This window comes from Calothrix rhizosoleniae SC01 (assembly GCF_900185595.1).
Taxonomy (GTDB): domain Bacteria; phylum Cyanobacteriota; class Cyanobacteriia; order Cyanobacteriales; family Nostocaceae; genus Calothrix_A; species Calothrix_A rhizosoleniae.
In genome coordinates this window covers 1-12,929 of the sequence record NZ_FYBH01000219.1, presented here as the reverse complement: position 1 = coordinate 12,929, position 12,929 = coordinate 1, and the positions used below count along the sequence as shown (strand labels likewise).

Here is a 12,929-nt window from a genome sequence, read left to right as displayed (position 1 = left end):
CTCAAAATATTTCCTTTTGGTCGCATTAGCAACTTTTATTCCTCTACACTAGTCACATTAGTTCATGGTTTGATGATGCTAATGTAAATTTTGCCACTAGTTGTAGATATGAAATTTGGTTTAAATTGGCGTTTTGGGTTTGGTTGGCTGAATCCCTTGAGGAATAAAAAGTCACTATTTGCGGGGATTTGTGCCCTGAGTATGGTGGTTGCCGTAATGTTATCCTTTCCCATACAGGCTGAAAATGTACCTTTGCGATCGCGAACCCAAGTAGAAGAGTTACGGGGAGTATGGTTAACTAATGTTGATAGTAATGTTTTATTTCAGCGCGATCGGTTAAAAAATGCTTTAAAACAACTTAAACGACTTAATTTTAATGTTGTTTATCCAACGGTATGGAATGAAGGTTACACGCTATATCCAAGTCGGGTTGCAAAAAGGGTAACAGGTATTTCCGTCGATCCCGAACCAGGATTAAAAAAGCGAGATATGCTCAAAGAAGCGGTCAAAGAGGGACATAAACAAGGGTTAAAGGTGATTCCCTGGTTTGAATTTGGCTTTATGGCATCACCGAACTCACAACTGGTAAAAAATCGTCCCTATTGGGTTACAAATCGCCGTGATGGTAGCAGAATTTGGAAGCAAGGAGTGATAGATAGGGTATGGTTGAGTCCCTTTCGTCCAGATGTGCAAAGCTTTATCCAAAACTTAATTGTAGAAATTGTAAGAAAATACGATATTGATGGGATTCAATTTGATGACCATTTTGGCTTACCTTCAGAATTGGGATATGATCCCTATACAGTGGCAATTTACAGAAAAGAGCATGGTGGGAAATCACCCCCCAAGAATCCCAAAGACCCCGAATGGGTGCAATGGCGAGCCAATAAAATTACTGACTTTATGAAGCGGGTATTTTTTGCGATTAAAGCAGTGAAGAAAGATTGTATCGTATCTGTTTCACCAAACCCCCAAGAATTTTCCTATGAATACTTTTTAGCAGACTGGCAAAAATGGGAACGGATGGGATTAGTGGAAGATTTGGTAATACAGATATATCGCAACGATATGAATGTATTTATTAAGGAATTAGAACAGCCAGAAGTTAAAGCCGCCAAGAATCATATTCCCGTAAGTGTTGGTATTATTAGTGGCTTGAAAGGTAAATTTGTGCCTATGGAGCAAATTCAAGCCCAAATTAAACAAGCGCGCGATCGCAATTTTGCCGGTGTATCTTTCTTCTTCTATGAAACTTTGTGGAATTTAACTAAGGAACCAGCACAACAGCGCCTGTCTGGATTCCAAGAAAGTTTCTCTCAATCCACAAGGTATCCAAATTTACTTGCAGGTTGGAAGCCTTAATTCCAATTTACTAGAAGAATTCATAAAGATGTGGGGGCGCAATGCTTGCGCCCAAATTCCCAATCAGTGAGAGTTATGAATGGATAAAAATTTATATCTGGATGCAAATAATTGTATTGGGATCGGTTCTCAAATGTATTGCTGGATAATATAGGAAATTACTGCGCAAAATTCTTCATATTGACCATTGTCATTAGTTTGTTCAAAACCATCAAGTAACAATTTTCTGTCATCTATTGTGAGGTCTTCAAAGTCTTCGTCCAGGATTGCTTCTATCTCCTGGCAACGCATATTTTGCAGTTTATCAATATTCAAGTCTAGCTTCTCAATTGTTGTCTCGGCAGCAGTTTTTTTCTCTAGTACTTCGGTTGGTAAAATTTGTCCGTCTTCTGTATATTTAAAAAATTCACTACAGTTAATATCTAGTGATGATACCATTAAATATTCATCGTACTTTGTTAATATATTTCACTGCTTCAGAATCTCTTTGCGTCGATATAGATACATTTGCCTTGACTAATTCTGGCTCATCTTCTCCAATAATTTTCGCAATTTCATGACTTCATTTCCTAGCAGCATCAAGATTATTTGAATTGATGATCAAAAGTCATCTCACTGCTGGAGGAGAACAAGAGGCTCAGCCTCCTGTTCTCGGAATTGGTGCAAGTTGTTAGTAATTCCTAACTTTTAGCTTTTGACTTGAATAAAATACCACAGGATGTGAAAAAGGGCTTTTGGAAAATTTACTCAAGCTCCCTTTTCCCTTACCAAAAACTCCAACCAGTACTCCAGTATCTACTGTCATTGGTAAAATACTCAAGTCCACCTACCACAGAGTTTAATTCGTCCGCAGAGAGCTTAGATGACTGACTTAATTGAGAGGGTTTAGATTCTTTTTTCTTGATTGTATTCTTTTTGTCTTGTTTCATGATATATAAACGAATGTATTCCGTTTATATTTTAAACCTTTTATACATAAAAACTAACTTTTATGAAATTTACCCCATGTAGAAGCGAAATGCTACTAACAACACGATGGCGATTCCTATTAATTTGGGTGTAACGTAGGTTAAACAGGATTTTATAGGTATTTTAAACATATCTTGCATTGCCCAAAAAGAAAGAAGGAAAGGAATAATTTCCTAACCTAAAAACGTAGTGATATATTATTTATTTTCAACTTGAGAATGCTAATAACAAAAAATTAGTTAACCTTCTTTGGTGCAAAAGAAACGTGATTTCGTTTTATTCATATAGAACTAAACCACGTTTCTCACAACAATTATTTGAACTACTCTAATTCAAAGAAGCATTTTGCAATTCACCAGTACGGATAGATAACTGCTGGGTTTGTCTACCACGTTGTATCTTTACCTGTAAAGTTTGACCAACGCGACTATTTTCCACCATATTTTGTAACATTTCGGCGGTTTTCACAGGCTTTCCATCAATCTCAACGATGACATCTCCGCGACGCATACCGGAACTAGCTGCTGGGGAATTGGTTAGAACTCGCATTACCAATACACCATTAACTTCTGGGAGGAGAATGGAGGAATTGGGATCGCTATTATTCTGCTTCGCTAAATCTGGGGTGAGAGTGACCATTTGTACTCCCAAATAGGGATGGGCGACCTTACCATTGCGCTGTAGCTGATTGGCGATATCTTTTGCTTTATCAATGGGGATCGCAAAGCCAATTCCCATCGCATCGGCGCGAATAGCTGTATTAATACCAATCACCTCACCCCGATCATTTACCAAGGGTCCACCAGAGTTACCAGGATTAATGGCTGCGTCAGTTTGAATAAAGTCCAAACGCTTATCAGAAATACCTACTTGGGAACTAGGGCGCTTGAGAGTACTAACAATTCCCAAGGTGACAGTATTATCAAATCCCAAGGGATTACCCACTGCGATCGCCCAGTCTCCTACCTGTACTGTACCAGAATTACCCAAAGGTGCTACAGGTAAGTTGGTGGCATTAATTTTCACCACAGCTAAGTCTGTAACTTCATCCACTCCTCTAACTTTGCCATCCACGGTACGCCCATCTTTTAAGCGTACTTGCACTCGATCAGCCTTATCTACCACATGGGCATTAGTTAATACCAAACCACTGCGATCAAAAATTACACCGGAACCAAGACCCCGGACTTGTCTTTGTGATGGTTGTTGTTGGGGAAAACTATCCCCAAAGAAACGACGGAAAAATGGGTCATCCATGAAGGGATCGGGATTGCGACGAGTAACTGTACGTTCAGTATCAATCCGCACTACCGCAGGTCCCACACGGTTGACAGCAGCCGTAACAAAGCTGTTATTACCCACAGCCAAGGCAGCTGGAGATTGTTTTTGAGCTATTATTTGTGAAGAATTATCATAAACGGGGGCTGGCTCGGCTTGGGAAGGAGCCACCTTTAAAGAGGCAAAAGTGAATGCAATACCCAAGACAATTGCAATTACATGGGTGGTTAATTGGCGTAGTGAACGACGCATTTTCGGAAATTGCATAACAACCTAAGAAATTGAATGATTTGGTGTTGAAATTATCTTTATTGTTATTGTTACAGAATTTAAAGGTTATCTCATATCTCGCACCACATGATCTTATTAGTAAATTATCGCCTGTAACCCTTATTATTTCGTAGGGTGGTCAGTGCCCACCTTACCTTTCCTCGAAGGTGCAAGATATAAGGTATTCTGAAAAGTTGACTGGATTTATCAGTGTGAAGTTTCGCACTTGCTTGATGCTGATTTCTGTAAGTAGAATCTCCACATTCTAATTTATGCAAAATATTAAAAACCGGCTATTATGGTTATTCACCCATATAATGTTCGGGTTTTGCCCATTCCTTTTTTTACTTTTTCCCTAGAGATTAACTAAATTTTTTGCATGAAGTTGCGACAATGGATTATCAGGATAATTCATTAATGGCAATGGAGCGCAATAAATCATTACACTGGTATTAAGTCGCCTAGCCAGGAGTGGGAGTCCACTATATATCCATGACCCAACAACAACCCAGTAAAATATGTATTCTTGGTGGAGGCTTTGGTGGTCTTTACACAGCCTTGCGCCTCAGCCAGTTTCCCTGGTCAGATGTACCTCAGCCGGAAATCGTCATCGTCGATAAAAGCGATCGCTTTGTATTTTTACCCCTACTCTATGAACTACTCACAGGAGAATTACAAACTTGGGAAATTGCTCCTCCTTTCGTGGAATTGTTGCAAGATACGGGAGTGCGTTTCCATCAAGGGGTAGTATCAGACATCAATCTCGAACAAAAACGGGTACAGCTTCAAGATGGTTTAGAAATTAATTGCGATCACTTGGTATTAGCTTTAGGAGGAGAAACTCCCACAGATTTTGTGCCTGGAGTAACTTCATATGCCCATACATTCCGCACAATTACGGATGCATATCAAATAGAAGAACGACTGCGGCTCTTGACAGAATCAGATGCTGACAAAATTCGAGTAGCAGTTGTTGGAGGTGGTTATAGTGGGGTGGAACTAGCTTGTAAACTAGCTGATAGATTAGGGAATAGGGGTAGATTGCGATTAGTTGAGATGAGCGATCGCATTTTACGTAGCTCCCCAGACTTTAACCGGGAAACTGCTAGCAAAGCATTAGCAGCCAGGGGTGTATTTATTGATTTGGAAACCAGAGTCGAATCAATTGGCAAAGATGATATTACCTTAGAATATAAAGGCAGTGCGGATACAATTCCCGTAGACTTAGTAATTTGGACAGTGGGAAATAAAGTTAGTCCGGCGATCGCTAATCTTAATTGTAAGGGAAATCAACGGGGACAAATTGCGATCGCTCCCACATTACAGTTAATAGAGCATCCCCATATTTTTGCCTTGGGAGACATTGCTGAATGTCGCGATGCAGAGGGTAAAGAAGTCCCAGCCACCGCCCAGGTTGCCTTTCAACAAGCTGATTATACTGCATGGAACATCTGGGCAACTTTAACTAATCGTCCCTTGCTTCCCTTCCGTTACGAGAACTTAGGAGAAATGATGGCATTAGGGATAGATAACGCCACACTCACAGGTTTAGGGATTAATTTACAAGGACCATTAGCATCCATCGCTCGTCGTCTGACTTATCTGTACCGGATGCCAACCTTAGATCATCAGCTCAAAGTCGGTTTTAATTGGCTAGCACGCCCGATTATGAATCTTTTGCATTGACTACACTTGAATCACCGTTATAAAACTTAATTACGAATTACAAATTACGGATTCAAATTATTCTAACCTGGTACAGGTTGGTATTGAAACCTAAATATTGTTATGTCTCGCTTTTTACGTCTAGCAGTTATCTTCATGCTGGCTTGTGTTGTGATTCTCACTGCTTGTCATCCTCAATCATGGCAAGCAAACACAAAGCAGACATCTCAATTAGTTCTGGTGACACCCAGCGACCCTTCTACATTTAACTATGCCACGAATACCTCTCCTTTTGGTGTTTTTCCCTTCATTTATCAAGGATTGGTACAAGAGAATGGCATGACTACGAAATTAGAACCGGCGCTGGCTGAATCTTGGAATATTTCTGAGGATAAAAAACGTATTACCTTTACCCTCCGAGATGGATTAAAGTGGTCTGATGGTAAACCTCTGACTGTGGATGATGTCATGTTTACCTATAAAGACATTTACATGAATAAAAGGATTCCCACCGTATTTAAAGATTTTATCCGCATTGGCAACCAGGATGTGTTTCCCTCATTGCGAAAATTAGACAACCGCAGGGTAGAGTTTACTTTACCGGAACCTTTTACCCCTTTTTTGCGATATTCCGCTACTCTGGCAATTTTACCGGCTCACGTGCTGCGGGATTCTGTATTATCTAATGATGGGAATGGTAATCCTCAATTTCTCACTACCTGGGGAACCAATACACCACCAGAAAAAATTATTGGTAATGGTCCTTATCAAATAGAGAGTTATACTCCTTCTGAGCGAGTTATTTTCCGACGCAATCCCTATTATTGGCGCAAAGATACTCAAGGGGTGCAATTGCCTTATATTGAAAGAATTGTCTGGCAAATTATTCCCTCCACCGACAACCACTTGCTGAGATTTCGTTCTGGAGAATTAGATACTGTAAATGTGCAACCAGAAGCCTTTGCTCTACTCAAACGAGAGGAAAAGCGGGGTAAATATACTGTTTACAATGGTGGATTGAAGACAGGGATTAATTTTATTACCTTTAATCTCAACCAAGGGCGTAGTACTAAAGGAAAGCCTTTTGTCGATCCGATCAAATCTCGTTGGTTCAATAACCTCACATTTCGGCAAGCGATCGCCTATGCTATAGATCGTCAAAGAATGAAGACGAATATCTATCAGGGATTAGGTGAGGTGCAACATTCACCCATTGCTGTGCAGAGTCCCTATTACCTATCTCCTAAAGCAGGTTTAAAGGTATATAGTTATAATCCCCAACGGGCAAAGCAATTATTAATTCAGGCAGGTTTTAAATATAATTCTCAACGGGAATTACTAGATAAAGATGGGAATCGGGTACAGTTTACGATCCTAGTTAAATCAGAGGATCAATCCCGTATAGCCGCCGCAGTGCAAATTCAACAGGATTTGAATCAGATTGGGATTCAGGCAGATTTACAGACCCTTACTTTTAATATTATATTGCAAAAGCTCCTTGCTAGGCGAGATTGGGAATGTTATGTCGGTGCTTTTGAATCAGGGGTAGTTGAACCTAATCTTGTGGCTTTGTTTTGGAATAGCACAGGTTCGTTTCATATGTTTAATCAAGGTTCCCAATCTCAAAAGCGTCCGATTGTAGGGTGGAAAGCGACTGAGTGGGAGCAAGAAATTGATCGACTATTTCAAGAGGGGACTAGGGAAGCTGATGAAGGGAAACGCAAACAGATTTATGGTAAATTTCAGCAAATTGTTGCCGAACAATTACCAGTGTTCTTCTTAGTTAATTCTATGTCTTTAAAAGCAGTGCGCGATCGGGTGGAGAATGTGAAATTTTCGGCGGTTGGCGGATTATTGTGGAATATTGATGAGTTAAGGTTGAGGGGGAAAAGTTAGTGAATCATACGCATTTACTTGTTTCAGAGATAAAAATAGTAAAATAGAGGAAAAGAGAATAAAGTTTTTAAGCTAATGAATATTTCTCTGAAACCCGAACACGAAAATTTTATTACATCCCAAATTGAAAAGGGAAAATATGCAAATGCAGATGAAGTGATTAGTGCTGCGTTTAAGCTCTTAGAAGAAAGAGAGCATAAGTTAGAAGAATTACGTCGAAAAATAGCAGTTGGTACTGAACAGATTGCTAAAGGAAAGGTGACTGATGGCGAGGTAGTTTTTGCTAGATTGCAAGAAAAAATAAATCAGATTAATCAGTCTGAATCATGAGTAATTACTCTTTTTCTGATGCAGCCATCCAAGATTTAGATGAAATTTGTGAGTATATTGCTCGGAGTAATCCTAGTGCAGCTAGTAAACTTTTTGATGCGATACGCCAGAAATGTAAACTGGTAGCAAGCTTTCCAAATATGGGGAAAAGTTATGAAATGTTTTCTCCACGATTGAGAGGATTTACGGTTGATGATTATATTATTTTTTATTATCCCAGAGAGGATGGAATTGATATAGCTCGCGTGGTGAGTGGTTATCGAGATTTGGAGTCTTTATTTTCATAATTAAATCTTTAACCCTCCATCCCCCTTACTCTTTCTCGGCATTCTAACGCCGCTTCCAGTGGATCGATCGCTACTACATACTCTGCTAACATTTTCAAATCTAAATTAGGCAAAATCTCACTTTTTTCTACTTGCTCGTAACTATTACCACCCAAGCAATAAACATCCAACTGATTATTTTTAAAATACCAAACTTCATTAACACCAAGCCGTTTATAGACTTCCAACTTATCTAAACCACCACTAGTAACAACTACCTCAATTGCAATATCAGGGAGTTCTTTTTCTATACCAATACAATAAGATTCATCCGGTTCTGTTCCCCCCTTTATTTTTTGTTGGCGAAGAGTCATAGAACCTAGGGGAAAATAACGAATACGTTTTTCTTGACAGTAAGCTTCTACCAAAGAACCAATATTTGTTTTATTCCGTTCGTGCTTGCGACTAGGGGACACAAATTCTAACACTCCATCCAAATAAGTCACCCGATACTGTAAACTATTTCCTAGCTCATTCAACAATGTTTCATAACTTTCCCAACTAACACCACTGATAATCTGGCGTTCTTCTGGATCTTCAGCTTGGAGAATCTCAAAAAAGTCTTGAAGTAAGACCATAGCAGCTTTTTATATATGTAGAAAACAAGAAGCATTAACTAATACTTATATCTCAGAAATCTCGTTCATTTGTTGACGAATTACAGCTTGAATCTTAGCATCAAAATCAGGGTCATCTACTGTAGTAATCACAGAATTTGCACCTTGATGACGACGTTCTAAATATACTGTAAGTGCGTTCTTATCATTTCGATGGTTAAGCAAGTATTGCTTTAATTCCTTATCCGTCATTGCTGTATAATTAACTTGACTCATTACAATACCTCTCCATCCCTTGTGATTTCAAATTCGATGTTTTCATTTTGACCAGCCAATATGAATAAGTTCTTTGTACGTTCATCAATACAAATGAGATGAATCGGCTGGAACATCACATAGGTAACTTGATAAGCTATTCTGTACAGACACTTTAACTGCACGTCAGTAGGCATCTTTCTATTTTCTAGTCTAACTATTAAACTGCCAACTGCGGTTTATTTTGTATCATAAAACCACAGCCAGCAGTCTTTAATTTTTCAGAAGCTGCTAAACCTTAAACTTCTCAGTAATTCGCTTCATTGCTTCTTCCACATTCTCCCGACTGTTAAACCCAGAAATGCGGAAATAACCTTCACCCGCAGCACCAAAACCAGAACCAGGTGTACCCACCACATTACAAGTTTGCAACAATTTATCAAAGAAATCCCAACTCGATAAACCATTAGGAGTTTTCACCCAAACGTAAGGTGCATTTACACCTCCATAAACCTGCAATCCCGCCGCAGTGAGTTTCTCGCGGATAATCTTGGCATTTTCTAAATAAAAGCTCACCAATGCCTTAATTTGCGCCTTCCCTGCTTCAGAATAAACCGCTTCCGCACCCCTTTGCACAATATAAGAAACGCCATTAAATTTGGTAGATTGGCGACGATTCCATAGTTTCCATAGCTCCACATCAGAACCATCAGCAGCCTTAGCAGTAAGAGTTTTAGGTACAACTGTTAAGGCGCAACGAGTACCCGTAAACCCTGCATTCTTAGAAAAAGAACGAAATTCGATCGCACAATCCCTTGCCCCTGGAATTTCATAGATAGAATGGGGTATGCTGGGATCAGTGATAAACGCTTCATAAGCCGCATCAAAGAAAATTATCGACCCATTAGCTTTAGCATAATCCACCCAAGCCTGGAGATGTTCTTTAGTTGCTACTGCTCCTGTGGGATTGTTGGGGAAGCACAGGTAAATTAAATCAACTTTCTGGGTAGGAATGGTAGCAGTAAAATTATTATCTGCGGTAATTGGTATATATACTAAGCCTTCATACTTCCCATCATCCTTTCCTTCTCCCGTATGCCCTGCCATGACGTTTGTGTCTACATACACGGGATAAACTGGGTCGGTGACGGCAATTTTATTATTTTTGCCAAAAATGTCAAGAATATTACCATTATCGCACTTAGAACCATCAGAGATGAAGATTTCTGATGGATCAACATCACATCCCCGTGCTTGGAAATCTTGGGCGGCAATTTTTTCCTTTAACCAATTATAACCCTGTTCCGGCCCATAACCTTTAAAAGTTGAGCGATCGCCCATATCTTCCACAGCTTTCATCATCGCCGTGCGACAAGCTTCTGGTAAAGGTTCAGTCACATCACCAATACCGAGTTTAATTATCGGAGCATTGGGATTAGATTGGGTAAAGGTATTGACTCTACGAGCAATTTCCGGGAATAAGTAACCTGCTTTTAACTTCAGGTAGTTATCATTAATCGTTGCCATATTACGCTGCTACAAACGCCACAGATAAACAGCTTACAGCGAATTGGCAACATTACAATTATCAGTTATCAGTTAAGATTATTCTCCCTACTCTGCAAAAAGTCCCTATCCCGTCTACATTCCATCCCTCCTCCACTCTTCACCCATCAGTGAAACCCGTGAAATCCGTGATCAGCCCTAATTTTCACCTCTTTCTAAAATCTTAGCGAATGCATCTTTTATTACCGCAGGTAACTGACGCATAATCTTACTTTTTTCTCGATCTACTGGTACTAATACTACCTTGGCACTGACAAACAATTCCTCTTCATTCCTAGAGACAATTGCATAATCCCAGTTCATGCGTACACCAGTTAATTCCATGCGAGTTTTAACAATCCCTGCCATCCCCATTTTGATTGGCTTATGATAACGTATTGACAACTCTACAACAGGTAAATCGCAACCCAAAGCAACTAAATCAGCAAATTCAATCCCCACCGAACGTAAATATTCTACCCGCGCCTCTTCCATCCATTTGATGTAATTACCATGCCAAACAACCCCCGCGTAATCGGTATGATGTGGTTGTGCCCTGACAGGATATTCAAACCAACGCTCAAAGGTGTGCAGTGCAGGACTATCAATTGGGCTGTTCGGTGGTAGTTGCGGATTTTTTGTGGGCATGACACATTCACAAATTCATTGCTTATTTTTTTGTAGCATACCCTTGTCATTTTAGTTATAGCACTACGCATTTAGGGCATAGACATTGCAAAGCCCTAAAACCTATATGCATTCATTTTTTAATTCGTTGCGAAGGGATTCAATACTTTAGATCATGGATTTCTGAATTACAGGGATCAGTGGAATCTGTGTAATCTGTGATCGACTTTTGACCGAAAAAGAAAAGGATACAAGCCCCCAAATTTATTTGTGGAGAAATTATAAATAATTATGCTGTGATGCATAAGCACTCTTTCTCAATAATTCCTTATTTCAAGCCCCTACATTCATGTATGAGGTTTCTCTCTTGGTCCCTGCTCCCTGCTCCCCTGCCTCTTCCTGACTTCTCTCTTGTGAGGCGCTCACACATTAATATATAAGCGATTCTACCATCTGGTATCCGCCTTTTTCAAGCTAGTCATCCACGGGCAATTTTGCCCACAGCCAACAATGAAAATACTTCTAACCGACTTCCGACTCCCTATTTCCCATTCTCCATTTTCTAGTTAGATAAATCAACATGGAGATAGAAGAGAACTGATGGAACGTGGGTAATTGCCAGTGCAAAATTAGTGAACAATTACCCATTGCCAATACCCTAATCCCCAGCTCATGTTCTGACTTGTAATTTCTCTCATTAATGAGGTCACATCTATTAGCGCTTGACAAGAGCCTGTTTACCTACACAGATAGGCATAGATTCTTTAATTAGGTTAGCTAGTTCTTGTAACTGGTTCACAGCCTCAGCACCCTCTAACTTCATTAATTCTCGGTCATCCCGCATCTCCGTCCAAGTGATCCCATAATCTGATACCAAGAAGCGAATCAGGTGATTTTCTCCCAAACTTACCATAAATGAAGCACTATTCATTTTATCGCCACAAGTGTAGCAAGAAGCAGGATATCCCCGACGTTCCAGAACAATTGCCAATGCTTGTAAGTTCATTACTAGGTCTTGGACAAATTGTCGGTGTTGTTGCGCAAGTCTTAAAAACACGTTTATCCTCCAAACACCACTATCATTTTTATATTTTCTTTAGATTTGGACACTCACTGGTATTGTAAACTAAATATTACAATTTCCATGCAAATTACTAATTACTGAAACAACCATCTTGCTTAGGGTAGTTTATGTAAGATAGGATTACCGTATCAAAACATTCACTTTCCCTGTTGGTGACTTGCAAGATAATGGTAAATGTAGGTAGGAATTGCAGCAATTATATGGTATGCAATCCCATGTCTGGTAAATTACGCCTTTAGGTTAACCTATATTAGATATAAGTCAAATATATATAAGTCAACCACCGCAAATACACAGATAGCAAACCTATGGATAAACCGAGTTCATGCAATTGAGCTGATTTATTTGGTTCGGTTCACTTATTTTAATTTAGGCACAAATTATATTAGCCCCTGAATTTACACAGATTGAAACCACCCTATCATAAAGTTGGTGGTTATAGTTGGATGGATTAGAAATCTTGGTTCATCATAATTTCCCTTGGGTTACAGGTTGATAGTTAAATCTATCTGTTTATACAAGACATATCTTTTCATCTAGTTGTTTCTTCTATTGAAGATAACTAAGCTTTACTTACCCGTGTTGCCATTTAGGCAACATTTTTATAACATCCAATTAAGTATGCAGCTATACAGAATTCCTCAATATTTCTATGTATGTAGGCTCCTTGACCAAAACTAAAGCATCTGAATCATACAAAACATAAAGAATGTTTGTAACATATGACGAAAAGTAAATAATTATTGAATAGCAAAAAAAGATACT

General features: G+C 39.3%; 13 protein-coding genes. 5 read left to right on the top strand and 8 right to left on the bottom strand.

Annotated features, from left to right (window positions below):
- Nucleotides 1-108 precede the first annotated feature (108 nt).
- A complete protein-coding gene (locus CALSC_RS13440; protein ID WP_088241843.1) occupies nucleotides 109-1,362 on the top strand; it encodes a glycoside hydrolase family 10 protein in 1,254 nt (417 codons plus the stop codon).
- A gap of 129 nt (nucleotides 1,363-1,491) precedes the next feature.
- On the opposite strand, the gene CALSC_RS13435 is transcribed toward CALSC_RS13440, so the two are convergent.
- Both CALSC_RS13435 and CALSC_RS13430 read right to left on the bottom strand, forming a co-directional pair.
- Nucleotides 1,492-1,800 carry an HNH endonuclease family protein gene (locus CALSC_RS13435; protein ID WP_088241842.1) on the bottom strand — a complete coding sequence of 103 codons (309 nt, stop codon included), beginning with the start codon at nucleotides 1,798-1,800 and terminating at the stop codon, nucleotides 1,492-1,494.
- An 858-nt stretch (nucleotides 1,801-2,658) separates the two neighbouring features.
- Nucleotides 2,659-3,876, bottom strand: coding sequence for an HhoA/HhoB/HtrA family serine endopeptidase (locus CALSC_RS13430; protein ID WP_088241841.1), 1,218 nt, complete (start codon nucleotides 3,874-3,876; stop codon nucleotides 2,659-2,661).
- Nucleotides 3,877-4,371: 495 nt separating this feature from the next.
- Here CALSC_RS13430 and CALSC_RS13425 point away from each other — a divergent pair, with 495 nt between their 5' ends.
- From CALSC_RS13425 to CALSC_RS13410, 4 genes are all read left to right on the top strand, one after another.
- Nucleotides 4,372-5,565, top strand: coding sequence for an NAD(P)/FAD-dependent oxidoreductase (locus CALSC_RS13425; RefSeq protein ID WP_088241840.1), 1,194 nt, complete (start codon nucleotides 4,372-4,374; stop codon nucleotides 5,563-5,565).
- A gap of 102 nt (nucleotides 5,566-5,667) precedes the next feature.
- Nucleotides 5,668-7,440 (top strand): ABC transporter substrate-binding protein, encoded by a 1,773-nt coding sequence (locus CALSC_RS13420; protein ID WP_088241839.1) that lies wholly within the window; start codon nucleotides 5,668-5,670, stop codon nucleotides 7,438-7,440.
- Between the two features lie 75 nt (nucleotides 7,441-7,515).
- On the top strand, nucleotides 7,516-7,770 hold the full coding sequence (locus CALSC_RS13415) for a type II toxin-antitoxin system ParD family antitoxin (protein ID WP_088241838.1): 255 nt from the start codon (nucleotides 7,516-7,518) through the stop codon (nucleotides 7,768-7,770).
- Nucleotides 7,767-8,057 (top strand): type II toxin-antitoxin system RelE/ParE family toxin, encoded by a 291-nt coding sequence (locus tag CALSC_RS13410; RefSeq protein WP_088241837.1) that lies wholly within the window; start codon nucleotides 7,767-7,769, stop codon nucleotides 8,055-8,057. The genes CALSC_RS13415 and CALSC_RS13410 overlap by 4 nt, the downstream gene beginning before the upstream one ends.
- 8 nt (nucleotides 8,058-8,065) lie before the next feature.
- On the opposite strand, the gene CALSC_RS13405 is transcribed toward CALSC_RS13410, so the two are convergent.
- The 6 genes from CALSC_RS13405 to CALSC_RS13385 form a co-directional block, all read right to left on the bottom strand.
- Entirely contained in the window at nucleotides 8,066-8,674 is a 609-nt protein-coding gene (locus CALSC_RS13405; RefSeq protein ID WP_088241836.1) for a Uma2 family endonuclease, read from the bottom strand.
- A gap of 45 nt (nucleotides 8,675-8,719) precedes the next feature.
- Nucleotides 8,720-8,929 (bottom strand): DUF6887 family protein, encoded by a 210-nt coding sequence (locus CALSC_RS13400; protein WP_088241835.1) that lies wholly within the window; start codon nucleotides 8,927-8,929, stop codon nucleotides 8,720-8,722.
- Nucleotides 8,929-9,105: a DUF6888 family protein gene (locus CALSC_RS27030; RefSeq protein WP_200817632.1), complete on the bottom strand. Its 177-nt coding sequence runs from the start codon at nucleotides 9,103-9,105 to the stop codon at nucleotides 8,929-8,931. The genes CALSC_RS13400 and CALSC_RS27030 overlap by 1 nt, the downstream gene beginning before the upstream one ends.
- Nucleotides 9,106-9,199: 94 nt before the next feature.
- On the bottom strand, nucleotides 9,200-10,435 hold the full coding sequence (locus CALSC_RS13395; RefSeq protein ID WP_088241834.1) for an LL-diaminopimelate aminotransferase: 1,236 nt from the start codon (nucleotides 10,433-10,435) through the stop codon (nucleotides 9,200-9,202).
- A gap of 177 nt (nucleotides 10,436-10,612) precedes the next feature.
- Nucleotides 10,613-11,101: an acyl-CoA thioesterase gene (locus tag CALSC_RS13390; RefSeq protein WP_088241833.1), complete on the bottom strand. Its 489-nt coding sequence runs from the start codon at nucleotides 11,099-11,101 to the stop codon at nucleotides 10,613-10,615.
- Nucleotides 11,102-11,795: 694 nt separating this feature from the next.
- Nucleotides 11,796-12,137 carry a DUF1815 family protein gene (locus CALSC_RS13385; protein ID WP_088241832.1) on the bottom strand — a complete coding sequence of 114 codons (342 nt, stop codon included), beginning with the start codon at nucleotides 12,135-12,137 and terminating at the stop codon, nucleotides 11,796-11,798.
- Nucleotides 12,138-12,929: the final 792 nt, after the last annotated feature.

Excerpts from the sequence above, each read along its gene's own strand:
- CALSC_RS13440 (WP_088241843.1), top strand. The coding sequence starts at position 109 with ATGAAATTTGGTTTAAATTGGCGTTTTGGGTTTGGTTGGCTGAATCCC.
- CALSC_RS13435 (WP_088241842.1), bottom strand. The coding sequence starts at position 1,800 with ATGGTATCATCACTAGATATTAACTGTAGTGAATTTTTTAAATATACA.
- CALSC_RS13430 (WP_088241841.1), bottom strand. The coding sequence starts at position 3,876 with ATGCAATTTCCGAAAATGCGTCGTTCACTACGCCAATTAACCACCCAT.
- CALSC_RS13425 (WP_088241840.1), top strand. The coding sequence starts at position 4,372 with ATGACCCAACAACAACCCAGTAAAATATGTATTCTTGGTGGAGGCTTT.
- CALSC_RS13420 (WP_088241839.1), top strand. The coding sequence starts at position 5,668 with ATGTCTCGCTTTTTACGTCTAGCAGTTATCTTCATGCTGGCTTGTGTT.
- CALSC_RS13415 (WP_088241838.1), top strand. The coding sequence starts at position 7,516 with ATGAATATTTCTCTGAAACCCGAACACGAAAATTTTATTACATCCCAA.
- CALSC_RS13410 (WP_088241837.1), top strand. The coding sequence starts at position 7,767 with ATGAGTAATTACTCTTTTTCTGATGCAGCCATCCAAGATTTAGATGAA.
- CALSC_RS13405 (WP_088241836.1), bottom strand. The coding sequence starts at position 8,674 with ATGGTCTTACTTCAAGACTTTTTTGAGATTCTCCAAGCTGAAGATCCA.
- CALSC_RS13400 (WP_088241835.1), bottom strand. The coding sequence starts at position 8,929 with ATGAGTCAAGTTAATTATACAGCAATGACGGATAAGGAATTAAAGCAA.
- CALSC_RS27030 (WP_200817632.1), bottom strand. The coding sequence starts at position 9,105 with ATGCCTACTGACGTGCAGTTAAAGTGTCTGTACAGAATAGCTTATCAA.
- CALSC_RS13395 (WP_088241834.1), bottom strand. The coding sequence starts at position 10,435 with ATGGCAACGATTAATGATAACTACCTGAAGTTAAAAGCAGGTTACTTA.
- CALSC_RS13390 (WP_088241833.1), bottom strand. The coding sequence starts at position 11,101 with ATGCCCACAAAAAATCCGCAACTACCACCGAACAGCCCAATTGATAGT.